The sequence below is a fragment of the Pseudoalteromonas sp. HM-SA03 genome (assembly GCF_002289345.1).
In the GTDB taxonomy this organism is placed as follows: Bacteria; Pseudomonadota; Gammaproteobacteria; order Enterobacterales; family Alteromonadaceae; genus Pseudoalteromonas.
Genome location: NZ_NSDG01000089.1, coordinates 12,619 through 39,053, shown reverse-complemented (window position 1 = coordinate 39,053; position 26,435 = coordinate 12,619). Strand labels below are relative to the sequence as shown.

Here is a 26,435-nt window from a genome sequence, read left to right as displayed (position 1 = left end):
CAATTAACTCAGGTACGTTATGACTGACATTCAATCTCTGCGCAACGACTTTCCAATTTTGAACAAACAACTTGATGGACAGCCGCTTTGCTATCTTGACTCTGCTGCAACTGCGCAAAAACCGAACAAAGTCATTGATGTCATAAAAACTTTTTATCAAGATGAGAATTCAAACGTACATAGAGGTTTACACACACTTAGTGAAAACGCCACCGTTCGCTACGAAAGTGCCCGAGAAACAATTGCCAATTTTTTAAATGTAGAAACACGAGAAATCGTATGGACCAGCGGCGCAACTGAATCACTAAACTTGTTGGCTCACGGCCTGAGTGCACGCTTCAATTCAGACAGCGTCATTGCCATCAGCCCCTTTGAACATCACGCTAACATCGTACCTTGGCAAGAAGCTTGTCAACGTACAGGCGCAACTTTACTGGTGTTACCTATGTTAGACGGCGTCCTCGATGAGCAAGGCGCTATTGCGCTGTTAAAACAACATAAACCTGATGTGTTAGCAATGGGTCATGTGTCAAACGCACTAGGGAATATTCATCCAATTGAGTCGCTCATTTCGGTTTGTAAGGCATTGGGTACCATCACGGTTATCGACGGCGCACAGTCTTTACTGCATTTAAGGCCTGATCTGAAGGCACTGGATTGTGACTTTTATGTTTTTTCAGCTCATAAAGCGCTTGGACCAACAGGTGTCGGCGGGCTTTATGGTAAATACCTGCAACTAAATGCACTCCCCGTATACAAAACCGGCGGTGAAATGATAAGAGAAGTGAGCTTCGAGCGATCCAGCTATCGAGATGCACCTGGCAAGTTTGAGCCTGGCACTCCCAATATTTCTGGCGTTATCGGTTTTGCCGCAGCGATAGATTATGTAAACGAAATTGATCCCTGTGCGCTTCAACGATACGAGCAAGCGCTCTACCACTCACTTTTAGAAAAGCTAAGACAAGTTGATGGCATCACAGTTTATGGTGATATACAAAACAATGTTGGCGTCGTCAGTTTTAACTATAAAAGCGAGCATCACTACGATCTTGCCACACTACTCAATACATACGGCGTAGCAGTCAGAAGCGGACATCATTGTACGCAACCTCTTATGAAAATGCTCAAGGTTAACGGGACTGTACGTGCAAGTTTGGCTTTTTATAATAACCAAGATGATATTGAGCATTTTATTAATGCGTTAAATGCCACAATCGAATTACTAGATTAAACTTATGAATATCGAACATATCACAAAAAAATTATCTGAAAGTCATGGCTGGCAAGCCAAATATCGTGAAATTATGCTGCTAGGAAAACAACTTCCTGCTCTTCCTGATGCATTGAAAGTCGACTCAGCGTTAGTGTCAGGCTGTGATAGTAAGGTTTGGCTCTATCTGGACTTAGATGAAAGCGCGCAGCAGCTCGTACTTATTGCCGACTCAGATACGCGTATTGTCAAAGGATTACTTGCAATCATCATAGCAGCGTACGCAGGTAAAACGCCAGAGCAAGCGAGCCATTTTAATGCTTATAAGCTGTTCGAGTCGCTTGGATTAATTGCTCACCTAAGCCCATCAAGAGGTAATGGTATACGTGCAATTGTTGAACAGATCCAAGCAAAGGCGGAGTTATTAAAATAACGTGATATAAGGTGCTCAAACGAGCACACTTATTCGCTGCTTTTGCTTTGTTTATCTAGGTACTTACGTATTGCTTTGGACGCCGCAAAAAAACCAAAACTCCCAGTTACCATAGTAGCAGAGCCAAACCCGGTCGCGCAGTCCATATTTTTCCCACCTTCAGCTTGTTGCTTTGCTTTGCACACAGTGCCATCGGTACTTGGGTAAACGAGCTGCTCTGTGGAATACACGCAATCGACGCCAAATTTACGTTTTGGATTATCGCTAAAATTATATTGTTTTCTGAGAATATAGCGTACTTTTGCCAGCAGCGGATCATGGGTCGTCTTTGCCACATCCCCATATTGGATCTGGCTCGGATCGGTTTGACCGCCTGCACCACCTGTGGTGATCACCGGTATTTTATTTCGCTTACAATGCGCGATTAGCGCCGCTTTCTCTTTAACCGCGTCGATACAGTCGATAACATAATCAAAGCCTTGAATGTAGTTTCTAATGTTATCTAACATCAGAAAATCATCGATCAGGGTAACTTCACAATCTGGGTTAATCGCAAGACAGCGATCTTGCATTGCTTCAATCTTTTGCATCCCGATACTTTCGCTATGAGCATGTAACTGACGGTTAATGTTGGTTACACAAATATCGTCCATATCGATAAGCGTTATTTTACCTATACCCGTTCTCACTAGCGCTTCTACAGCCCAACTGCCAACGCCACCAATACCAATGACACAAAAGTGTGCTTTACTTAATGCTTCCAACTCGGCGTTACCGTATAACCGACCAATACCGCCATATCTTAGTTCTCTATTCGAATCCGTCATGTTACCACTCTAATTGACTTGGATTTTGCCAACTTGCAAAGATTTCATGTGCCAATAAATGGCCAAATGCACCATCACCTTCAGGCGCCGCTTGATAGCGTTGATGTATACCTTGCCATTCAAATTCAAGGCAAAATGCATGAAGATACGTTCTATCAGCAGGCTCTCCGCTATAGGCTAAATCACCTAAAATTGGTGCACCGATGCTTTTTAGTGCTACGCGAATTTGGTGTGTTTTACCGCTAAACGGTTTAACGATACAAGCGCGTAGGTTGGTCGCAACAGAGCATGAATAAAATCGAGTCACCGCAGGATTTAGCTTAGTTTTAATCAGTTTATAGGTGCCTCTGCGCGACTTAGCCATATCGCCTTTTATCCAACCTTGCTTTTTCTTCGGTTTCGCACTAACTAACGCCAGGTAAAATTTGTCTATTTTTCGGGCGGAAAACAGGCTCGTCAGCTGCTTTGCAGCCTCGCTAGACTTCGCTAAAAGGATGAGTCCCGACGTGACTTTATCGAGGCGGTGAACCGCAAATAAGGGATAGCCTAGTTGCTCCGTCAGTAAGGCAACAAAACCTGCACCGTCCTCACTATGGAAGCTCAAACCTTGTGGTTTGTATGCAACCACATAGTCTATCTCGTTCGCAATGAGCTTAAACTTTTCCATTCAGTATCTCTTGAACCCGTGCCAAATCTTCGGGGGTATCCACTCCAGCATGCACCGGCTTAACCGCTTTAGCGACCTTAATTTTGTATCCATGATACAGCACACGTAGCTGCTCTAGCGACTCTTGCACCTCTAGCGGTGAAACACTTAGCGATAAATAAGTTTGAATAAAGCCCGCACGATAGGCATATATGCCAACATGACGTTTAAAATGGCTCACTGGAATGCTATTTTTGTCGAGCGTTAACATGCTGTTACGCTGAAACGGAATAGACGCGCGAGAGAAATACAGTGCGTTGTCTTGAATATCAGACACCACTTTCACAGCATTCGGATTTAACACCTCTTCTACATCTTCTACATCAACGCACAAAGTCGCCATCGGTGCATCAGAATGATGCAGTAGTGCTGCCACTTGTGCGATGTTATCAGGCTCTAGTAGTGGCTCATCACCTTGTACATTGACCACCAAGGTTTGTTCGTTCAACCCCAGTTGTTCAACAACTTCGGCAAGTCGCTCAGTACCAGATTGGTGATCTTCACGCGTCATGAGCACGTTATCAGTGAAGCTTTGTGCTGCTTCAAATACCGCACTGTGATCGGTTGCGATATAAACCGCTGCAGCGCCAGATTGAATAGCNTTCGTAAACACGCTGGATCATTGGTTTGCCGCCGATATCAGCAAGCGGTTTACCAGGCAGCCGGCTTGAAGCATAACGCGCCGGAATAACGACTACGAATTCCACTGCTCAACCTCATCACTGCTCAGCTCGCGCGCTTCGTTTTCCAATAACACAGGAATATCATCTTTAATTGGATACGCTAGCTTCGCTGCTGTGCTGATCAACTCTTTGTTTTCTTTGTCATATCTTAATTTGCCTTTACATACTGGGCAGGCAATTATTTCTAGTAATTTGGTATCAAAGGCCATGATAAATCTCTTTCTTTTTAAGTAAATTTAATACCGCTTTTTCAAGCGCTGATGTAGGTTTGGCATCTACTTTGAGGTAATACCAATTATCTTTTGCAAATGCGCGACACTTTACCGCATCTTTCTCTGTCATAAAAATAGCGCCGTTATCGATTTGCGCGAAGTCGGACGCTTGATATGGATGATGATCCGCAAAATGTAGGCTTTCACTCAGAACAATCCCCCTATCTCGTAGCGTATTTTCAAATCGCGCGGGATTGCCGATAGCACAGACTGAAGCGCCAGCCATTTCAATATTGGATGCTGGACTATCATCTGTAACACGAAAAAAACCAACGGTCTCTAACGTGTAGGAATAACTCTCGCATCCACCATTGTATACGGCAAGATCAACACTCTGGATACGCTTAGGTAATTCCCTAAGCGGCCCTGCTGGCATCCATAGGCCATTACCAAAGCGCCGCACTGCATCAACAATACAGAACTCAATATCTCGTGCCAATTTATAGTGCTGTAGTCCATCGTCGCTGACGATGATGTTTACATCGCTACTATCCAATAATTTCTCGATACTGGCTTGTCTATCAGCACCAATCATCACTGGGCATTTCAAGCGTTTGGCGAGTAAACAAGGTTCATCACCGCCCTCTTCCGTTGAGGTCGCTTCAGTGACCAAAAACGGGGTTGAACTGGGTTTCGCACCGTAGCCTCGACTGATCACCCCAACCTTAAAACCAAGCTTTTCAAGAAAAGGCACTAACCAAAGCACAAATGGCGTTTTGCCATTACCGCCCACACTGATGTTACCGACAATAATAACCGGAACAGGCGAGCGGTACGCAGGGCAAAACCCGAGTTGATAAAGCCCCTTTCTTATCGAGCTAATAAGTCCAAATAACAGGCTTAACGGAAGCAATAATAGTGTTAGTAGGCCCGGTTTTTTATACCAACTTTGCTCTATTTGGGATGCCATTTATTGCTCACCAAACTGCATTTTGCAAAGTGCATGATAAACCCCTTCCTGCGCGACCAATTCAGCATGCTTGCCTTGTTCGATGATCTTGCCTTTATCTAGCACATAGATGCAGTCGCAACGCTCGATTGTCGATAACCGATGGGCAATTACTATGGTTGTTTTATCAGCCATCAGCTCTTCCAACGCTTGTTGGATCAAACGCTCAGATTCTGTGTCTAATGCTGATGTGGCTTCATCTAAAATAAGGATAGGTGCATCTTTTACAATAGCACGCGCAATGGCGATACGTTGTCGTTGTCCGCCAGAAAGCATCACGCCATTTTCACCAACAAGGGTATTTAGGCCCTCAGGAAGATCTTTAACAAATTCCCAGACGTGAGCTTGTTTTACGACTTTTTCTAGGGCTTCTTGCGATAAGGGTTGCTTTAACGAGTACATAATATTGTTTGCAATGGTGTCATTAAACAACACTACTTGCTGCGACACGATGGAAAACTGCGCGCGTAGATCCGCAAGCTGGTAATCATTTATGTTTGTGCCGTCTAACTCAATACTGCCCGCTTCAATATCATAGTAACGCGGTAATAGATTAGAAATCGTTGATTTTCCTGAACCACTTCTACCAACCAACGCAATACTCTGCCCGGCTTTGATTTCAAGGTTTAATGACTCAATCACCGGATCGTTTTTAGATGGATAAGTAAAGGTTAAGTCTTTGACTTGTAGGTTACCTTGAGCACGAGATAAAGACTGAGTGCCAGTGTCCTTTTCTTTTTCAAGATCAATCACCGCAAACACACTTTTCGCCGCAGAGATCCCGCGTTGCAGGTCACTATTTACATTGGCAAGTTGTTTTAAAGGACGCAGCATCATCATCATCGAGGTGATCAAAGTGACAAAAGTACCCGATGAAATTTTATCTACCATAGAAGGCATTGCGACAATCGCGAGTATTACCGCCATTGCGCTCGCCGCTATGATTTGGATGATAGATACACTCAGCGCTTTAGTCGCATCCATTTTTACGCGTTGCTGACGGTTATGATTATTAACTTTAGCAAAGTGAGAGATAGTTTTTTCTTGGCCACCGAAGCCATGAATGACTTTATGACCCGCCATCATTTGCTCAGAGCTTTTCGTCACTTCTCCCATCGCATCTTGAATATTCTTGGAGATTTTCTTAAAACGCTTAGACACCACTGTGACTATCACTGCCACGATTGGCACCACAACCAAGAAAATAAGTGATAGCTGCCAGCTTGCATAAAACATCGTAATGAGTAGGAAAAATACAAATGCACCTTCACGGATCAGCACTTGAAGCGCCTTAGTGACGGCTTGCTGTACCTGCTCCGTATCAAAAGTGATTTTTGATATCAATTCGCCATTAGAATGTTGATCATGAAACGACATAGGTAAATACAACATGTGTTCAAATAGTTGCTGTCGCAACGCACGCACAACCTGGGATCCAACATAAGACAAGCAATACGATGCCATATAGTTAAAGATACCACGTCCAATAACTAACGCGATGACAACAAAGGGCGCCAATTTTAGTACATCGCGATTGCCTGCAGTGAGACCTTCATCGATAAACGGATCCATTAACGCAACGAACGAAGCGTCCATCGCAGCGTACCCTATCATGCCAATTACTGAAAATATGGCAGCGAGTTTAAAGTCTTTTACATAGCTAAATAATCTAGCGTAAATCTGCTTGTCGGTTGGTTGCATTGCCAGCCTCTACTTTTCTATATGGCATTATTGTAACTTTCAAATCGTTAAAACTGAATGGATTATCTGAGAAACCAGTAATTTTCCACTTCTCGAGCTCGTTCAACTGTAATTTCTTGAGCAAAAATTGAGATCTTTATGTGGCCATCTAAGGCGGTATCCAATAGTGTGCTCCCTACTCTTTGGTATCTTTCAATCACTTTCTCATTGGGAATTTTCCAAGGCGAATAAAAGGCACGAGAAAATATCGCAATATCTGGTTCAACCGCTTGAATAAACTGCTCGCTCGAAGAGCTGCCACTACCATGGTGTGGAACCAGTAATATATCGGCCTTGAGTGCTTCTTTTTCAATGTTAAGCAGCTTAGTTTCAGTGACTCTCTCGATATCTCCTGGTAATAAAAGCGTAAATTGCCCATCAGAGATACGAACCACACAAGAATTATTATTGTCATTGTTCGACATTTCTTGAGGCCAGATCACAGATACGTCTAGCCCTTGAAATTGATGTGTTCCTAGCACACAACTATCAGCTGCACTTGCTGGGTGAAAACGCTGTAACGATTTCCCGCCATCAAAAGCAATGAGGTCGTCAACGCCACCGTTATGGTCGCCATCATTATGACTAATAATGGTATCTTGCAGCGTAATTCGATTATTCAAAAGATAGGGTTTTATCACAAACTCGAACATTGAAAAATAGCCAAAATACTTGGCCCCCACATCATAGAGCAGCCCTTTGTTATTACGAGAAACTAACACAGCGGTTCCGTGACCGACATCAAAGACATCAACTTGCCATAGCGGAGAGGCTCGAAATTGATACTGAACGAGGAAAATTAATATAGGTAATAAACCAAAATAATTTCTGAATAAAAACAGCAGCAAAGTACTTAAGTAGCTGGTTATGAGAAACACGGACGAAACGCTGGGTATATCTACCCAAGTTAGTGGAGCGCTTTGCAACAGCTCAAACAGGACCACTAACCCACTATCAACTAGATGAAGTGGAAGTTGCCAACCAATAGCGTGCAACGCAGTAACATGAAGCAGTAGTAGCGGAAATACCACAACAGAAATCAACGGGATCACTATGATATTCGCAACTAATGAAATGATGCTCGAACCAGAAAAGAAATACAGGTTGAGTGGCAACAGACAGATAAATAACGCAAGCTGCAACTTAATCAACGCAAGCAGTTTCGCATCTAAACCTCGGCCGACTTTTGTCACTAACGTTACGATGATAGCTACCGCAAAAAAGGAATAATATAAACCAGGATTGAGTAGTGAAAACGGGTCTACCACCAAGACGATTGTCAACGCAGCCGTTAACACCTGAAGTGCTTTAAGGCGCACGGCAAAGAGGTAACATGCAACCCATAGCATTGCCATGATCACAGCTCTAGTCGCCGATACACTGTAGCCGCAGAGAATGACGTAACCAAAACACAAGAGTAACGCAAAAACCAAACACCATTGATGTAAGTTAGCTGCTTGGGAGATTATTGCCGGGATACAATACAGCACGACTTTTATCAGCAAAAATGCGATGGTAAATACCATGCCGATATGAAGCCCTGAAATCGCTAACAGATGGTTCAAACCAAGACTTCTAAATTGTGTTTTGTTTTCGAAGTCGACTTTGCTTGTATCGCCAGTTAACAAAATATAATACAGCCAAGCATAGCTGAGCCCATTGAGCTTTTTATCTATGAATAAGCGATAGTTATCTCGCCACGTAGTGTCCTTCACTAGCGAGTTGATTGTTTTGATACTGCCCTTGAAATACATATGCTTTCTAAACGCGTGCAATTCAGCGTTAAAAAGTCCGATATTAACTCGGCTACGATAACGTTTAAGTTTTACCGTAAATTCAATGTGGTCACCAACACGCAACATAGGCGTTGATGAATCACGATAAAGCTTTGCATTTACAATACGCCAACGCGCAAACTGGTAGCCGTCAACTTGCTCTAGCTGCACCTTTAACGCTTCACCAATCACAGAATTATCAACTTCAATAACTTTACCCGAAGCAGTAACAAGCTGCGATTGCCAAATTTCTGGTATTTTTAGCTGATAAAAAACAAAGTAATGACTAAGAACAATGGAAATCCCTAAAATAAACCCTGCCAATATAGGACAAAAAAGCTTAGAATAGCGGCCCATGAAGTAGAGGAATATGCTTATTGCGGCTAATCGCCAATTGTCGAGAAGAAATACCGCACTGAAGCAACCCTGAATTATTCCAAAACATATCAGAATCCAAGTAGATGGCAGCTGCAAATGGCGAAAAAAACGATTCAACGCTTTTTACCTGATCATAATAAAATCAAACAACAGAAATCATTAAAAATCTTTGGTAAGTTACTGCATGATGCCAACCTCTGGCATTTAAACCGGCGTTCAGCACGCGGCGCATTCTCAGTGGGGCTATTTTTTGCATTCATCCCTGTTCCTTTTCAAATGGTGCTGGCAGCAGCACTAGCGATTCCATTTCGCGTTAACTTGCCTTTGTCTATTGCACTCGTGTGGATCACCAATCCACTTACGATGCCACCGATATTTTACTGCTCATACCTAGTCGGTGTATTTGCTCTTGGTCAAGAACAACAGCCATTCCATTTTGAGGCGAGTTGGGAATGGCTTGCACAAAGCCTAACAACGATTGGGCCTGCGTTTATCGTCGGCTCTTTGATCTGCGCAACACTTGCTGCCATTATCGGCTTTTTCGGTATCGACTACCTGTGGCGACGCTCAGTGAATAAAGCGTGGCAAAGTCGCGGCCAAGGCTAATACCAGTATAGTTGAGATTTGTACCGGTTGAATTAAATATCGAATTGAATTTGCGAATATTTCTTTCAAACACAAAAAAAGCCCTTCCGGGCTTTTTATCGTATAAATTGTACTTTAGGCTTTACGACGTCTTCTCAACGCCACTAGTGGTAACGCGAATAAACTAAGCCAAGACCAGCTTGCAGATTGACGCTCATATGTTTCTGCCTCAGGTGGTGTACAGTTTTCTGGTTCACCAGAAATTGGGGTAAGTAAAACAGGTAAGCTTACCGATTCATACTCAGTCTCACCCTTACTGTCCTTCTCAATTTCACCTAACGTATTGCGTCTTTCAACCGTTTTGGTTGCAATCGCATATATCTTGTTGTCATCAGTGATCTTCACAGCTTCTGCAATGGTGTAAGGGAAAGAATCGTTCTTACAAGGAAGAAGTGAGTTTATATTCACTAGTTTTTCTGCACCAATTTCATATAAGAAGGCTTCACGACGACGGTTTGAACCACTCTTTTCTGTAACACCTTGACCTACAACAAGGCCATTATTGTTAATATCTGTGATTGCTGTCGCCGAGCCCTCGAAGTATGCAGGCATTTCTTTGAACTCAGCGGTGTTCGCATTAAAATAAAAGCCCGTTGAATCATAATCTCTTGAGCCACCAGTAAAGCGTCCAAACACACCAACAATCGTGCCATTGTCGTTCACATCTACCGCTTGGCTGTATTCGATATAACTCTCAACTTCTTTGATGCGTTTAATTTCATTGTTAGTAAAGTAAACGGCTTGTTCGTAAGGTAGTAGATCATCATTGCTTTGACGACGTGCACGAGAATAACCAACTGTTAATCCTGCCCCATTGGTTGCCACTGCCATACTTGAATAGGCTCGTTCATCATCTTCATCTGGCGTAAAACCAAGTCCAAGATCGGTTGCACTAACTAGGCTAAAATCGTTATCAAACATCCACTTGTAGGCTCGAGTATGATATGGCGAGGTCAATCTTTGAATACACACATCGACAGGCTCATCTACACCATCACAACTGTCTTCTATATTTTCTGTTGCTCTTTGCGATAACGACGTTGAACTTTGTCCCACAACAATATAGCCGCCATCAGCGGTTTGTTTAATATCAGTGGCAAGAGAAAGGCCGCCATATTCTGTAAAGGCAGGCTCTAACCTAATTTTCTCTCCAGCAGGTGTAACTAAAATACCTTTATTTCGCCAATCACGTACAAAATAAGTTTCTTCTTCTGTTTCACCCTCAGGAGTAAAAGTTATCTTTTTAAAAGGTGCTGAGCCCCAACCCACTATCGTACCGTCTTCTGCGATGCTTGTAAGATAGTTAGTGACCGAGCGAGTGAGTCCTTCGTAATCAGGAGATTGTTCATCAAATACCACAAACTCTTCTGCGGTATTGTTGTTATACGTCAAAGAAATTGCTCTTTCAATTCTTTGATACTCTTGGCTAACGACTCTACTTGAATTCATAACATAAGACAGCATAAATGCATGAGCTTGAGCATTCGTATTAGCTGCATCATTGTTTTGAATATCTTCTAGTGTGAAGGTGATTTCCTCTTCGATCAGCTCATACTGCTTTTTTGTACTGTCGTAATAATTTTTGAGTGCTGAATCATCGAAGTCGATATACGACACATCAATCTTTACACCAAATAAATTGGAAGCGTGACCAATCACATCTCCAGCTTCATTGGCATCCGACACGTAGCTATATTTGCTATTATCATGTCTTGGTAATTCAGTTAACTGATAGGTGGCAGCGGCCGCCTGTTGTGAAAGGGCTACGGCGACACTCGCGGCTAAAAGTTTAAATTTCATTTTAATCCTTACTGCTGATTCTGTAATGCTTCTAGTTCTTCCCAGCGTTCAAACGCGGCTTCCAGCTTCGACTCTAGCTCAGTCAAATGGTTCAATGCCTTGTGGGTCGTTTCTTGATCTTGTTTAAAGAAGTCTGGATCGCTGACCAGTGCTTGTTGTTTGTTCACAGCCTCTTCAAGTTCCTCTACTTTACTGGGCAGCGACTCTAATTCAAGTTTTAATTTGTAACTCAGCTTATTTGAACGAGCAGGTGCCGCTGCTTTTTTAGTCTCGGCTTGTTGCTGCTTTTCTTGATGAACCTTTTGTGCTTCTTTCTTTTGCTGCTCTCGTCTTTGCTGGTACAGTTCAAAATCACTATAACCACCAACAATTTCTGTCACCAAGCCCTCGCCTTCGAACGCCCAAACACTGCCACAGGTATTATCGATAAACTCTCGGTCGTGGCTGACGACCAGCACTGTGCCCTGGTATTGGTTTAAGATTTCTTCAAGTAGCTCAAGCGTCTCAATATCCAAGTCATTGGTCGGCTCGTCCAGCACAATAATATTTGAAGGCTTAAGGAAGAGCTTTGCAAGCAATAAGCGGTTTTTTTCACCGCCTGATAATGCTTTTACAGGGGTTCGAGCTCGCGCAGGCGGAAATAAAAAGTCTTGCAGATAGCCAAGCACATGACGCGAGCGGCCGCCCATCATTACTTCTTGCTTACCTTCTGCGACATTATCCTGCACTGTTGCTTCTTCATCCAATTTTTCACGGTATTGGTCAAAGTACGCAACTTCCAGATTCACGCCTTGTTTTACACTGCCTGCGTCAGGTCTAATATCACCAAAAAGCATTTTTAACAGCGTAGTTTTACCTGCTCCATTAGGACCGACCAAGCCAATACGGTCGCCACGCATCACCAGCGTTGAAAAGTCCTTCACAATGCATTTTTCTTGGAATGCTTTGTCTAAATGTTTCGCTTCAAAGACCAGCTTACCGGAACGATCCGCCGTCTCGATGTTGAAGTCTGTCTTACCTTGTTGCTCGATGCGTTGCTTGCGCTCAACACGAAGCGCTTTTAGTGCTCGCACACGCCCTTCGTTACGGGTTCGCCGGGCCTTGATCCCTTGTCTTATCCAGGTTTCTTCTTCGGCAAGCTTTTTATCAAACAAGGCATTCTGTTGCTCTTCCACTTTTAAATCATGGGCTTTTTGTTCTAGATATTGCGCATAATCTCCAGGGTACGAAACCAACTTGCCACGGTCTAAATCTAAAATTCGAGTCGCCATTGCGCGAATAAAGGCACGGTCGTGAGAGATAAACACGATCCCCCCTTTAAACTCTTTCAGGAATTGCTCAAGCCAGATGACACTTTGCATATCAAGGTGGTTAGTCGGCTCGTCGAGTAACAGTAAGTCTGGATCGCTCACCAAGGCTTTAGCCAGTGCGACTTTGCGTAGCCAGCCACCGGAGAGCTCTTCTAGGCGCATATTCGCATCTAATTGCAACTGGCTTAGCACTTGCTTGATCCTTGACTCAAAACGCCACGCATCTTCGCTTTCCAATCGCTGAGTCAGGCGCTCAAGCGAGGTCATCAGTTTATCTGACTGGTTGGTTTGTAGTTTTTCACTCACTTCATGAAATTCAATGAGCAGCTCAGCAACATCAGGTAAACCGTTCGCAACATAATCAAAAACCGACCCATTTGCGCCCTTTGGTGGGTCTTGTTCTAGCCTTGAAACTTTTAATCCACCAACACGGTTGATTTCACCATCATCAAGTTGAACTTGATCATCAAGTACTTTCAATAGCGTTGATTTACCGGCACCATTTCGGCCCACAATACAAACGCGCTCGCCTGATTCAATAACGGCATCAGCTTGGTCAAGTATAGGGTGTGAGCCAAAAGCCAGTTGGGCTTTAGCAATTCGAATGAGATCCATATTATTCTATAAATTCTTGTAGTTGTTGTTGAGTAAAAGGCCAGCCAAGTTCCTGACCTGTCTCGCCTTTTTTAATCACTGGAATTCTATATTGATATTCCGTCATCGTCTCTTCACTATCGACGATATCAACGAGTTCAATTTCGGCTTCAGGCAAAAATTGAATTAACATCGCCAATGCTTCTTCACAAAGATGACAACCATCGGTGTGGAACAAGGTGCATTTAATCATGACGGATCAACCAGCTGTTGTGAATTTGCTTGTTACGTTTAAAATCCAAAGACAAGGTTTGTGATGAGTATTCCTCAGCGGTTAGGCCAAGTGCCGCAAGTCCCATTTCATCGATTTTAAATCCGCGTTTGTTGTTAGAAAACAGCAGTACACCATTCGGTGCTAATATCTTCTTTACCCAACCAAATAGTTTTAAATGATCTCTTTGTACGTCAAATGCGTCAGACATACGTTTAGAGTTAGAGAATGTTGGTGGGTCTAAGAATATCAAATCATATTGACCAACTGCTCTTTCAAGCCATTTTAAGCAATCCGCTTGCTCAAATCTGAAACGTGGATTCTTCAAACCATTTAGCTCAAAGTTTTCTTCAGCCCATTTTAGATAGGTCTTTGACATATCTACTGTGGTAACAGACTTAGCGCCGCCAACTGCAGCGTGTACAGAAGCACTACCTGTGTATGCAAATAGATTCAATACGCGTTTATCTTTCGAATGTTGCTGAATAAACTTGCGGGCTAAACGGTGATCAAGGAATAGACCCGTATCAAGATAATCAAATAGGTTAACCTTAAACTTAGCACCGTACTCTTCTACTATCTCAGTGCGGTTTTGCTTGTCCAGGGCTTTGTATTGCTCTTGACCTTTTTGGCGCTTTCTTACTTTTACCGCGATGTTTAGCGGGTCGATATTCAGCTGCTCGGCGGTCAGTGTGATCACGTCTTGCAAACGTTTTTGCGCAACACTATCGTCAATTTCTTTTGGCGCTTTGTATTCAAAGATGACTGCGTTGTCGTTATAAACATCAACCGCAACATTGTATTCAGGGATATCCGCGTCATAAACACGATACGCATTAACGTCTTCTTTTTTCAGCCAAGATTTTAAACCTTGTAAGTTTTTCTTCAAACGGTTGCCAAACGCAGTCGAGCCTTCAAAATTAAGCCCACTGCTCTGTTTATTTTGCTGTACCTGCATTTCATTCATTTCATACAAGTTAAGCAGCACGTCGAGCGGGCCATTTTTGAATTTATAAGACTTTTTACGCGCTAGTTTTAGCACTTTTAATAGGCTTTCTTCACTCGCAAGTAACGCCAAATTCCAGTCTTTATAGTGCTTTTTAAAGGCGATACCCATATTGCGATATAGCGTAATAATTTCAGCCATACCACCTAGACGTTCACCATAAGGCAAGTTACTCAGCACAGTGCCAGGACGTTTAGCAGCAAGGCTAAGCTGATTGGCATCTTCAAACTTAAACTTAATATGTGACTCAACGCCTGCGCGCTTAGCATTACGCTCGGCAATTGACAGCACACGTTCATCGATATCACCACCGATCAGCCATAAGCTCTTTTGCTCTGGTTGTACATTTAATTGTGCTTTAAGCTCGGTGAACTTACTTTCACGAAAACTCGGCAGGCGTTTAAAGGCAAAATCTTTATTAAGGTTAGTAGGTAAGCCAAGCGCCATAGATGCCGCTTCAATCAATAACGTGCCAGAACCACAGCAGGGGTCAAAAAGTGGCTTATTGGTATCTTCAAGCCAACCGCTACGTTTAACCAGCGCTGCCGCTAAATGTTCACGAATTGGCGCTTTACCTTGTTTGTCACGATAACCTCTATCAGATAAGCGAGGTCCCGAGAAATCGATATATAGCGCACAGCCTTGCTTAGATAATTTCGCTATGATGCGAATATCCGGTGTCTGTTTGTCAACATCTGGACGTTGTTCAAACAGGTCATTGAAGTAGTCAACGATCCCATCCTTAACCACCAGGCCAGAGAATTGCGTATTTTTAAGCGCATTATTCGTACCATTAAACTCTACTGCAAAGGTCTGCTTTGGGCTAAACCAATCTTGCCATGCCTGAAAACGAACAAACTTGTAGAGAGAATCTTTGTCATTCACTTCTGGTTTGTCATCGATAAGCAACATCACGCGCGTTGCAAATCGTGTCATCATACAGAACTTTTGTACGTCTAGATTAGCGCCAGTGAACTTAACTGAACCAACGGTTTGCTTGTTTATTTCAAAACCAAACTCGGTTAATTCTTCAACCAGTAACTGCTCTACACCAATAGATGTCAATGCGATAAATTGCAATTTGAATACCCTTAAATTTCAACTGGGCGCAGTATAACACACAAGTTATCGTTAGTTATTAGTTGAGCTTGGTTGTATGGGGATAAATTACGTTAAAAATTTAGCAAGTTCAGAAAATCTAACTTATCTAGCGCGCTTATGTTCGAACTCCTTCTTTGGTAATTTAGTAGTAAGTTATGGAGCTCCCCTTTTTCAAACCACACGCCACCACAGCACCCGCACTCACTAAAACCAGCTTCAAAGAGCGTATAGTCTTTAAGTGTATGACCATCATCAGGGCATAATTGTAAAACGTCACGCTCAACCAACGACCGTTTCGCAGTAAAATCGGTATAACTAAAGTGATAAGTATGTTTAATGGAATCAATAAATTTGCGCGGCAGCCAAATGGCACCACATGACTGACATTGATAACCGCAATGTCCTTCAGCGTCGGCGTAAGTTAGTTTTAATGTTTTATCGCAGAGGCAGCGCATTCTAATCCCTCGATCAGCAAACAATTCAAATTAGGTACAGGTTAATACAGGAAATAATTGCTGGTCAATAAAACGATGGGATGAAATTGGCTATGCGCTTTGATGAACTCGGTGTGTTAACACAAGAGGCGCTAACCGATCATTCAGTACTTTTATCGCTTGAAATTGTTCAAGCTCTATTCCCTCATCAAGAATAAATTGCTCGTTCAAGCTTAAACAAAGACTTGACTGACCATCATGCTCGATAATTAGAAACTCGCCGTGGCTTACTTTGGAATTTAAACACACAACCGCCTCACTCACAGGTTCACCACCAAAATATGGCTTAAAAAACCAGCTTTTTGCTTGCATCGGTTGCAGATGAAACTTTGCCGCAGTTGCATTTAAAGCGATTTGGCAGCATCTGGGCTCATTCCAAACACCAAAACCGCAAAGGTAGGAAAATACACTCTGATAAAATTCAGCTTCGCTGAGACTAAAATTGGGATTAGCGGTTGAGTCTTCAGTAAGGTTTCGCAAACGAAAAGGCGTGCAAAGCTGAAGCTCGTCACCCAAATCAATTAACAACCTGTTCCTTTCTGTGCAGCGGATCCATTGCCACTCTTTTGAAGCTTGCAAAACTTCTCTCCCACCAACCAATTAGCTCAACTAGTAAGTGGGAGTATAACGCGAAAAACGCAATGATGAAATTTTTTATAATAACGTTTTGTTTTGGATCATTTGGTTATATGACCGATCCTTATAAGGACGAAACGATCTTTTTAACAAGTGCAGGCCCTTCATAAATAAAGCCTGTGTAGACTTGTACTAAATCTGCACCAGCTGAAAATTTCTCTTTTGCAGATTCCGCACTGTCAATACCACCTACACCGATGATTGGTAGCTTATCGTCGGTAATACGCTTCAATTCGCTGACAACATGCGTCGATTTTTCACGAACAGGTCTTCCAGACAAACCGCCTGCTTCATTACCGTGCTCTAGGTTTTCTACCGCATCACGGGCTAATGTTGTATTAGTTGCAATAACACCATCAATACGATTATTAACTAACGATTCTGCGATCTGGGTTAACTGAACGCCATCAACATCTGGTGCGATCTTTACTAACATAGGCACTGACTTGTTATGCTTGGCGATCAGATCCATCTGTTCATTTTTCAGGCTTTGCAATAGATCATCTAGCGCCTCGCCATATTGTAGATCTCTCAGACCCGGTGTATTTGGTGAAGAGATATTCACGGTGATATATGAGGCATGCTCAAATACTTTTCTCATACCGTGAATGTAGTCATCTTTACCTTGTTCATTCGGTGTATCTTTATTTTTGCCAATGTTGATCCCAAGGATCCCATCGTATTTTGCTGCTTTTACATTGTTGACTAGGTAATCGACGCCCTTGTTATTGAACCCCATGCGATTAATAATCGCATTTGCTTCAGGTAGACGAAAGATCCGAGGCTTGTCGTTGCCCGCTTGTGGTCTTGGCGTGACAGTTCCCACTTCAATGAAACCAAAACCCATTTGCGCAAATGCTTCGATACACTCAGCATTTTTATCAAGACCGGCGGCCAACCCGACTGGATTTTTAAACTCTAACCCTAGAAAATTAACTGGTTTGTCTTGAACTGATTGAGACCATGCAAGGCTCATTGGCGTATTCGCAAAGCGGCGCAGGTTGCTTAGGGCAAAATCGTGTGCCCACTCCGCATCTTTATTAAACATAAAACGACGCGCAAGATCGTAAAACATGGTAGCTCCTCAGTATTGGTAACGTAATCAACTTAGCTAAAATTACCCAAGCGTAACTTTAGCTAAATGGATTATGCCAATGGCATTAGACAAAAAAATACCCCAGTCAAAGCTGGGGTATTGTAGCGATTTCTAGATTATTTGGAAGTATCGCAGTTGTGGCTTAGTAACATTAGCTCACGAAGTGCAACTGAGAACTTAGCAAAGTCATGGCTTTGCGACGTCTTAAACTCAGTTAACATTTGCTGCCAACGGTGTAATAAGCCTGCTTGCTTATCCATCCACTGTTCAATCTGTTCATTGATATCACTGTCATCACCAGCGAAGCTGTTTAACACAACCTCTGACAATGAACGCTGTTGCCAATCCAGCTCTTCACGATATGAAGCACGAGCAAGCGCCTGCCAGTGGTTTGCAACAGGTTGAGCCGTGATTTGGTCAAGGAACCAATGTAGGCCCATGTTTGCACCAAGTGTGAAGTAGGTATTAGACACAACACCGATCTTACGACCTGAGCTATGTGCAACTTCCGCTAAGTCCATGACCGAGAACAAGCTTGAAAGTGACACGATACGCAGTGCAATCTCAGCTGGCACACCTTGAGATTCAAGATCACGTGCTTTATCAACGATCTGCTCGCTTTCATTTGCAACCATGTAGTTGTGTAGATTTGCACTTAAATCTTTAAATGTTGGTGCAAAGAACGCGATGGTTTGCTCGATAGTTTGAGACTTGTCACGGTGGCGCAAGAACCAACGTGTTGAACGGCGAACCGTACGACGTAATTGATATAGCATTTCCGTTTGAACTGCCGCTGGGATCTTATTATCTAGCGCAGAAATCGCTGACCACGTTTCCTTCATTTCAAAGATTGCACTTGCAATTGAGTAACAAACCGCAATTTCTGCGTCCGTTGCACCTGTCTCTTCGTGCATACGAACCATGAAGTTTAGACCCATATCGTTAACGATATTGTTTGCAAGTTTCGTTGCAATGATCTCTTTACGTAGCGGGTGATTATCCATCGCAGCATTGAAGCGCTCGCGCAGTGGTGCTGGGAACGAGTTCACTAGCAACTGACGGTAGTATGGATTTTCTGAGATCTCATCAACAACTAATGTCTCTTTTAATACCATCTTAGAGTAAGAAACTAACACCGATAGCTCAGGACGCGTTAGGTCTTTACCTGCCGCCGCACGCTCTGCTAGCTCTTCATCAGTTGGTAAGAATTCGATTGCACGATTTAACTTGCCGTCTTTTTCAAGTGCATGAATAAAGCGTACTTTTTCTTTCAGCGTTGCAGGACCTTTAGACTTAGTAATCGACAGCGTGTGCGTTTGGCGGTAACAATCTTTCAGTACCAATTCTGATACTTCATCAGTCATTGAATACAGTAATTCGTTACGCTGCTTATTCGTCAATTCACCTTCAGCAACTAGGCCGTTAAGTAGGATCTTGATATTAACTTCATTATCCGAACAGGCAACACCACCTACGTTGTCGATAAAGTCGGTGTTGATACGACCGCCGTTTGAAGCAAACTCGATACGACCTAGCTGAGTAGCACCTAAGTTACCACCTTCACCAAAGATCTTCGCTCCAAGCTCACCACCGTTGATACGTAGCGCGTCGTTTGCACGGTCGCCTACTTCAGCGTCAGTTTCAGATTTAGACTTAATGTAAGTACCGATACCACCGTTCCAAAGTAAATCAACCGGCATCTTCAACAATGCTTTGATCAACTCATTTGGTGTCATGCTCGACTTCTTAGTGCCTATCATCTTCTTCATTTCAGCGCTTAGCGTAATTGCTTTCGCCGCACGAGAGAAAATACCACCGCCCTCAGAAATTAGATCCTTATTATAATCTTCCCAGCTTGAACGTGGCAGATTAAATAGACGCTCACGCTCTACATATGAGCTTGCCGCATCTGGGTTTGGATCGATAAAGATGTGCATGTGGTTAAATGCCGCTTGTAAGCGAATGTGCTTAGATAGCAGCATCCCGTTACCAAATACGTCACCACCCATGTCACCGATACCAACCGCTGTGAAATCCGTTGTTTGACAGTCAACGTCCATTTCACGGAAGTGACGCTTAACCGATTCCCAACCGCCTTTAGCAGTAATCCCCATCTTCTTGTGGTCGTAACCAACTGAACCACCTGACGCGAAAGCGTCACCAAGCCAGAAGTTATAAGACTCAGCGATACCATTTGCAATATCAGAGAAAGTCGCAGTCCCTTTGTCCGCTGCAACAACTAGGTATGGGTCGTCTTCGTCGTGACGTACAACATCCACTGGCGGCACAATGTCACCATGTACGATGTTATCTGTGATGTCTAGTAGACCACGGATGAAGATCTTGTAACACTCTTGGCCTTCTTTGAAGAACGCTTCACGTTCAGTTGGAAGTTGTTTACAAACAAAACCACCTTTAGAGCCCACAGGTACGATAACCGTATTCTTAACCTGCTGTGCTTTAACTAAGCCAAGTACTTCTGTGCGGAAATCTTCACGACGGTCTGACCAACGTAGGCCACCACGAGCCACTTTACCGCCACGTAAGTGAACACCTTCTACGCGTGGAGAGTATACGAAGATTTCAAACGCTGGTAATGGCAATGGCATATCTGGCACTGCACTTGGCTGGATCTTGAATGACGTATACGACTTATTCGTGCCATCAGCTTCTTTTTGATAGAAGTTAGTACGCAGTGTTGCATTGATCATATCAACGTACAAACGAATGATACGGTCATCATCTAGATTCGCTACGTTTTCAAGTTCTAGGTAGATAGCATCAACAACCTTCTGAAGTGCCTTTTCAGTGGCCACTTTCTTCGGTGCAAACTTCTTCACGAATAGATCAACGATCATCGCTGCAATGTGCGGGTAACGGTCAAATGTATTTTCGATGTAAGATTGCGAGAACGTCACACCAATTTGGCGCATGTATTTAGCATATGCGCGTAAGATAGATGCTTCACGACCAGTTAGACCACCTAATAACACTAAACGGTTGAAACCATCGTTTTCTAGGCGGTTATTCCACACATTAGTCAATGCTGCGCGGAAACGTGCTGATACTTTATCAAAATCAGTGATCCCTTTGCTGTCAATAAGCATAGAGAAATCCATGATCCAGTTTACTTGACCATCAGTCGTCTTCACGGCGTACGGAGTTTCACCAATAACACGTAGGCCAAAGTTCTCAAGCATTGGCATCACGTCTGATAGGTGAATTGGCTCTGCTTTATGGAACAGACTCAAACGAACAAGCTGCGACGTTGCTTCTTCCTGAGGTCTGTAGAACAGCATCTCAAGTTTGTTATCTTCGTTTAGTTGCTCTAGCTTCTCAATGTCTACTACTGCTGCACTCGGCAACACTTGGTCTTTATAAGCAGACTGGAAGGCATTCGTATATTTACGGTTTAACTCGTTACCACGAGACTCACCCGTTCTTTCAAGAAGTGCAGATTGTAACTTGTCTTCCCAAGTACGAGCGGCTTCTACCAAGTTATTTTCGATTTCTTTCACGTTGTAATCTATGTTGTTGTCATCAACACGCACGATGTAATGCGTACGCGCTAGTGTTGATTCAGAGAAAAAGGTGGTGAACTCTACTTTGTCGCTAGACTTAAATGCACGGCCTAGCAGTTGTTGAGTTTCACGGCGTAACGCTGTGTTGTATCTCTCTCTTGGCACATAAACCATACAAGAGAAGAAACGACCATACACATCCTTACGCACAAATAAGCGACACATGTCACGCTCTTGAGTTTGTAGAACGCCCATTGCCACTTCAAGTAGCTCGCTTTCGCGTGCCTGTACTAACTCATCACGTGGATAGGTTTCAAGAATATTGAGTACCGCCTTGTATGCATGTGTGCCTTTAGCAAAGTCACATTGCTCCATAATACGGTTAATTTTACTCTTAAGTACCGGAACATCTACCGCACTGTTGTTGTAGAAGCTAGAAGAGAACAAGCCAATGAAACGGTCCTCACCAATCACGTTACCTTCATCATCAAAACGCTTGATACCAACATAGTCGATATACGCTGGTCTATGAACGCGTGAAAGTGAGTTTGTCTTAGTTAAGATCAACAAGTTGTTACTGCGTGCCTCTTTGCGCGCAACTTCAGGCAGTTCAGACAATAAACGGCTGTGATCGTCACCAGAGTTCTTCATCAGGCCGAGACTTGTGCCTTCAACTGGCTTCAGCTCATAGTCACCTTGAACTGGAGTCAAATCATATTGGCGATAGCCCATAAAGGTAAAGTTGTCGCTAACCAGCCAGTCTAAAAACTCGACGGCTTCAGCAACTTCTTCTTTTGAACAACTATAATGACGGGTCGGCAGCTCTTTACTTACGCCCACCAACTTATCACGAATTGGTAGCCAATCAGCAACCGCAACAGAAACATCATTTAAGACAGATTCAAGCTCAGCTGTAAAATCAGCGATCACCGAATCATCTGTTTGCCTGTCGATTTCGATAAAGAATACGGTCTTAGTAGACGTAGATTCTTGTTCTGCTTTTAAGTTAGAAACTGCGGTGATTGCACCGGCATCGTTTCTTTGTAACTTAAGTGGAGAATGAAGTAATAGGTGAGAGACTATGTTTTTGCGATTCATCGCCATGCGCACTGAATCAACCAAAAACGGCATATCTTTAGCGATTATCTCGACAATCGTATGCGATGATTGCCATCCATCCTTTGCAACCTCAGGATTAAAAACGCGAATGACGGCATCGTCAGACTTGTTTTTATCAAGGGCATTCCAAAGGCTCAATGCTGCGCCGTATAAGTCACTGTCGTTACGATGTGCCAAATCCTCTTTAGACATGTTGCTGTACAAGGTTTTGGCAAACGTTTCGACAAGTGACACTTTGTCAGCATGGACTTTTTTATGGATAAGCTTGCAGACGTTATCTAGGATAACAGAAGCTGTGCCTTCATTTTGTGTCATTATGTGTTCCTTAATCTATACCACCTTTGAACGGTAGATTATTTGTACAGCCATTTATTAGCGTGGAGTCAGGTAAATTCTAACCTTTCTGACGCTAATAAACAGCCTTTTTGACGAAAACATTTCAAGCTTTTCAGCTGTTTGCTCATCTATTCACAAAAAATAGATATAAATCGCCAATACCAAATAAAAAGGAGCACAATTATTCACATTATTTTTTCTGGTCAGACCAGATAAGCGTTCCAATTGCCGGTAAAAGCAGCACAGCACCCAGCATATTTACCAAGAACATGAAGGTTAAAAGGATACCCATATCAACCTGGAACTTAAGCGCAGAGAAAATCCAAGTGCTTACGCCAATCGCCAATGTGATACCAGTAAACAGTACCGCACTGCCTCGCTCAGCAAGCGCATTTCGATAGGCAACCGACAACGGCATACCCTGCTTAAGCTGTCCCATCATAGAGGATAGAATATAAATGCCGTAATCGACACCTATTCCCACACCCAAAGCAATTACCGGTAACGTCGATACCGTTAAACCGATTTCAAGCTGCACCATAAGCGCCTGAGCCAGCGTTGATACCACATATAAAGGTAGTACCACTGCGATAGTCGCTCGCACGCTCCTAAAGCTCGCTAGGCACAACAGAATCACCGCACCGTACACGTAGATCATCATAGGAACCTGTGCCTCGGAAACGGATTCGTTTGTTGCCGCCATCACACCGATTGGACCTGATGCTAATTTAAAGGCAACGTCATCAGTTCCCTCTTCTTCTGAGAACGCTTTTATCTTCGCAATCACATGGTCGATAGATTCAGCCTTATGATCTGCCATAAAGATGATAATAGGCATCACCGAACAATCACCGTTAAGTAGCCCTGAGCTTGTCTCCACTCGAGAGGTAGCTTGGACTAGAGAAGCGGTATTTCTTGGTAACGTCTGCCACTTTAAGTTACCTTCGTTGTACCCAGCATTAACCGCTTGTGCAACGGAGCTTAAAGAAACAGCCGATTGTACACTCGGTAAGTTTTCTACTCGCCATTGGAAACGACTAATACGCTCCATTGTATCGTGCTCAGTACAAGCCGCAGGTGTCGCTTCTACAATGACCTTTAAGATATCAGAAGAAATTGCATAACGGTCTGAGATAAGGAAAGTGTCTTGGTTATATCTGGCATCTTCATGTAACGCCGGTGCACCAGCATGTAAATCACCAATACGCATTTTTTCAGATTGCCAGTAGCCAAATGCGAACAATACTGCACTGATAAGTAAAATCACTCTGGCCACTTTTTTGTCTGTGGTTTTCACCAAGGCCTCTCGCATTGCCTCAAACATACCATGGCTGGCATTCTTACCATCACCAAGTCGCTTAATATTTGCGGACTCAAAGAACGACGCCATCACAGGAAGCAGCACCAAGTTGGTAAAGATAATGACCGCAACCCCTAAACTGGCAGTAATAGCAAGCTCACGGATAATGCCGATGTCGATTGCCAGTAAGGTTAAGAAGCCAACGGTGTCCGAAAGTAGAGCAATGCCACCTGGAATAAGTAATGCTTTAAAGCTCGCTTCAGCAGCCACTTTGCAGCTGACCCCTTCCGCTACCTTTTTACCTATGGCGTTGATCATTTGCACACCGTGACTCACACCAATAGCGAAAACTAAGAAAGGCACCAAAATAGACATGGGATCAACACCAAAACCCAAAGTACTGAGTAAGCCCATCTGCCAAATCACAGCAATAAATGAACAAACAATCGGAAGCAGCGTAAGCTTAAAGCTCTTACAGAACATCCAAACCATAATAAAGGTAAAAGCAATTGCTAACGCAAAGAAGAGTACTACTCCTTTCGCGCCATCAGCAATGTCCCCGGCCATTTTCGCAAAGCCAATAATATGTATGCTCACTTTGTCAGTGCTAAGAGGCGCTCGGATCTCAGACTCTAATTTTTGCGCAAAGGCTAAGGTATCAAGCTTTTCTTGGGTTTGCGGGTCGGTTTCCATTAACTGGGCGGTTACCATGGCACAAGAATAATCACTCGCAACCATACGACCCACAACTTTTGCTTTCTCAATGTTCTGCTTTACAACCGCTAGGCCTTGTTCAGTAGGTTGAAAATTAGCAGGAATAATAGGTCCACCGGCAAAGCCGTCCTCTACCACCTCAACGAATCTCGCACTGGGTGCAAAGATTGAATTCACTAGTGGACGATTAACACCAGGGATAAAATAGAGCTGATCATGCACAGCCTTTAGCTGAGTGAAAAATGGCTCATTAAAGATGTCACCATCTTTATCACAAACAGAAATAAGAATACTATTTGCACCACCAAACTGCTTTTCATGCTTCAAATACACTTTCATGTATTCATGATTTAATGGAATATTTTTGTTAAATGACGCATCGAGCTGAATTTGTGTGGCTTTGAAGCCCAAAAATATCGTCGTCAGTACGAAAAAAGCCACGACGGTAATGCGATGCCTAAAGATGGCGTATACCAATTGATTTAAAAACGCTTGCATTAGTTGTTCACCTCTACCTCAGCAATCCCCTGCTCCGTCGCTAGAATTAGCTGATCCTTTTTAACCACGCCTGCTAAAATAGAGTGGCCGTTTTTTAGTTGTTTTGAGGTTAGCTTACCTGCTTTCAACGTGAATATTACGCCGCTGTTAGCAAACATATAGGTCACATTATCTTTGTGGGCAATACTATTTATTGTCGCCGTTTTTTGAGTGTCAAGTTGCACTACTTGCTGTGCATTGCCAATAAATGCGTTACCCCTAAGGCCCGCAACAATAAGTTGCTTATCTGAGGTTTGATCAACAGCAAAAAATGAACCGCGATAAAAAGGCTCAAATTTTTGCCATGTTTTTCCTAAGTCATCACTTTGTGCCACAAGTCCCATTTCACCGGCAAGGTACATCATGCCTTCGGCGATCAACAGGCGATTAAAATGGGGAAGAATAAACGCCGTTTCTTGTTCGTATGCCGCGGGGTCTTGCTCTTTTAAATCGGCTAAATAGTCGACATCATCGGGGTGAACAAATTCACTGATAAAACGTTTTGTCCAAGACTCACCACCATCAGTGGTTTCAAAAAACATGCCATAAGCGCCCACAGCAAAGCCGTGTTGTTGGTCAATAAACTCAATATCAAGACAAGGCTTTTCCAATGTTGGTAGATATTGTTTTAGCGCCCATGTTTTACCACCGTCTGTGGTTTTGATTATGCTAGCGTCGTGGCCACAAGCCCAACCAATATCTTTGCCTTTGAATGTCACAGAGGTTAACAGTGATTGAATTGGCACCTCTGCCTGCGTCCAGTTTTGCCCTTCTTGTTTAATAATTATTGTGCCGTGTTTACCTACCGCAATTAACGCATCACCGTTATCTGTAATATCTGTGAAAAGCGTTTGCTCTGGGTGAGCGACCATCAGGGCTGATTTTGCTGAAATTTGATCACTACTTTCGGCTACTGCTACATGCGCCATAGTTAAAATCGAGGCTGCTACTAACTTCTTCATCATGAGAAAACACTCGAGTT

General features: G+C 43.2%; 19 protein-coding genes and 1 pseudogene. 3 read left to right on the top strand and 17 right to left on the bottom strand.

Annotation, left to right across the window (positions count from 1 at the left end):
• Positions 1-19: 19 nt before the first annotated feature.
• Both CKO50_RS17930 and CKO50_RS17925 read left to right on the top strand, forming a co-directional pair.
• Positions 20-1,231 carry an aminotransferase class V-fold PLP-dependent enzyme gene (locus tag CKO50_RS17930; protein WP_095729278.1) on the top strand — a complete coding sequence of 404 codons (1,212 nt, stop codon included), beginning with the start codon at positions 20-22 and terminating at the stop codon, positions 1,229-1,231.
• A 4-nt stretch (positions 1,232-1,235) separates the two neighbouring features.
• Positions 1,236-1,643, top strand: coding sequence for a SufE family protein (locus tag CKO50_RS17925; protein ID WP_095729277.1), 408 nt, complete (start codon positions 1,236-1,238; stop codon positions 1,641-1,643).
• A gap of 29 nt (positions 1,644-1,672) precedes the next feature.
• On the opposite strand, the gene tcdA is transcribed toward CKO50_RS17925, so the two are convergent.
• The 7 genes and pseudogenes from tcdA to CKO50_RS17890 form a co-directional block, all read right to left on the bottom strand.
• Positions 1,673-2,470: a tRNA cyclic N6-threonylcarbamoyladenosine(37) synthase TcdA gene (tcdA, locus tag CKO50_RS17920; RefSeq protein WP_095729276.1), complete on the bottom strand. Its 798-nt coding sequence runs from the start codon at positions 2,468-2,470 to the stop codon at positions 1,673-1,675.
• 1 nt (position 2,471) lies between these two features.
• Positions 2,472-3,137 (bottom strand): TIGR01621 family pseudouridine synthase, encoded by a 666-nt coding sequence (locus CKO50_RS17915; protein WP_095729275.1) that lies wholly within the window; start codon positions 3,135-3,137, stop codon positions 2,472-2,474.
• Positions 3,124-3,883 (bottom strand): annotated as a pseudogene (gene kdsB, locus CKO50_RS17910) (3-deoxy-manno-octulosonate cytidylyltransferase). The gene CKO50_RS17915 and the pseudogene kdsB overlap by 14 nt, the downstream one beginning before the upstream one ends.
• Entirely contained in the window at positions 3,871-4,068 is a 198-nt protein-coding gene (locus CKO50_RS17905; protein WP_010371492.1) for a Trm112 family protein, read from the bottom strand. Before CKO50_RS17905 ends, kdsB begins: the two are co-directional and overlap by 13 nt.
• A complete protein-coding gene (lpxK, locus tag CKO50_RS17900; RefSeq protein WP_095729274.1) occupies positions 4,058-5,041 on the bottom strand; it encodes a tetraacyldisaccharide 4'-kinase in 984 nt (327 codons plus the stop codon). The genes CKO50_RS17905 and lpxK overlap by 11 nt, the downstream gene beginning before the upstream one ends.
• Positions 5,042-6,781: a lipid A export permease/ATP-binding protein MsbA gene (msbA, locus tag CKO50_RS17895; RefSeq protein WP_095729273.1), complete on the bottom strand. Its 1,740-nt coding sequence runs from the start codon at positions 6,779-6,781 to the stop codon at positions 5,042-5,044.
• 62 nt (positions 6,782-6,843) lie between these two features.
• Complete coding sequence (locus CKO50_RS17890) at positions 6,844-9,069, bottom strand: DNA internalization-related competence protein ComEC/Rec2 (RefSeq protein ID WP_368665266.1); 2,226 nt, start codon at positions 9,067-9,069, stop codon at positions 6,844-6,846.
• On the opposite strand from CKO50_RS17890, the gene CKO50_RS17885 reads away from it, so the two are divergent.
• On the top strand, positions 9,070-9,579 hold the full coding sequence (locus tag CKO50_RS17885) for a DUF2062 domain-containing protein (RefSeq protein WP_010371507.1): 510 nt from the start codon (positions 9,070-9,072) through the stop codon (positions 9,577-9,579).
• Between the two features lie 114 nt (positions 9,580-9,693).
• On the opposite strand, the gene CKO50_RS17880 is transcribed toward CKO50_RS17885, so the two are convergent.
• From CKO50_RS17880 to CKO50_RS17835, 10 genes are all read right to left on the bottom strand, one after another.
• The gene (locus tag CKO50_RS17880; RefSeq protein WP_095729272.1) at positions 9,694-11,418 is read right to left on the bottom strand and encodes a DUF3466 family protein; all 1,725 of its coding nucleotides are present in this window, start codon (positions 11,416-11,418) and stop codon (positions 9,694-9,696) included.
• A gap of 8 nt (positions 11,419-11,426) precedes the next feature.
• A complete protein-coding gene (locus CKO50_RS17875) occupies positions 11,427-13,343 on the bottom strand; it encodes an ABC transporter ATP-binding protein (protein ID WP_095729271.1) in 1,917 nt (638 codons plus the stop codon).
• Between the two features lies 1 nt (position 13,344).
• The gene (locus tag CKO50_RS17870; RefSeq protein WP_010371514.1) at positions 13,345-13,575 is read right to left on the bottom strand and encodes a glutaredoxin family protein; all 231 of its coding nucleotides are present in this window, start codon (positions 13,573-13,575) and stop codon (positions 13,345-13,347) included.
• Positions 13,568-15,679 (bottom strand): bifunctional 23S rRNA (guanine(2069)-N(7))-methyltransferase RlmK/23S rRNA (guanine(2445)-N(2))-methyltransferase RlmL, encoded by a 2,112-nt coding sequence (gene rlmKL / locus CKO50_RS17865; protein ID WP_095729270.1) that lies wholly within the window; start codon positions 15,677-15,679, stop codon positions 13,568-13,570. Before rlmKL ends, CKO50_RS17870 begins: the two co-directional genes overlap by 8 nt.
• A gap of 92 nt (positions 15,680-15,771) precedes the next feature.
• Positions 15,772-16,155 carry a zf-TFIIB domain-containing protein gene (locus CKO50_RS17860; RefSeq protein ID WP_095729269.1) on the bottom strand — a complete coding sequence of 128 codons (384 nt, stop codon included), beginning with the start codon at positions 16,153-16,155 and terminating at the stop codon, positions 15,772-15,774.
• 90 nt (positions 16,156-16,245) lie between these two features.
• Positions 16,246-16,773, bottom strand: coding sequence for a cell division protein ZapC domain-containing protein (locus CKO50_RS17855; protein WP_095729268.1), 528 nt, complete (start codon positions 16,771-16,773; stop codon positions 16,246-16,248).
• Between the two features lie 121 nt (positions 16,774-16,894).
• Positions 16,895-17,905: a quinone-dependent dihydroorotate dehydrogenase gene (gene pyrD, locus CKO50_RS17850; protein ID WP_095729267.1), complete on the bottom strand. Its 1,011-nt coding sequence runs from the start codon at positions 17,903-17,905 to the stop codon at positions 16,895-16,897.
• 137 nt (positions 17,906-18,042) lie between these two features.
• Positions 18,043-22,881 carry an NAD-glutamate dehydrogenase gene (locus CKO50_RS17845; protein WP_095729266.1) on the bottom strand — a complete coding sequence of 1,613 codons (4,839 nt, stop codon included), beginning with the start codon at positions 22,879-22,881 and terminating at the stop codon, positions 18,043-18,045.
• A 211-nt stretch (positions 22,882-23,092) separates the two neighbouring features.
• A complete protein-coding gene (locus CKO50_RS17840; protein WP_095729265.1) occupies positions 23,093-25,414 on the bottom strand; it encodes an RND family transporter in 2,322 nt (773 codons plus the stop codon).
• Positions 25,414-26,415: a YCF48-related protein gene (locus CKO50_RS17835; RefSeq protein ID WP_255230420.1), complete on the bottom strand. Its 1,002-nt coding sequence runs from the start codon at positions 26,413-26,415 to the stop codon at positions 25,414-25,416. The genes CKO50_RS17840 and CKO50_RS17835 overlap by 1 nt, the downstream gene beginning before the upstream one ends.
• Positions 26,416-26,435: the final 20 nt, after the last annotated feature.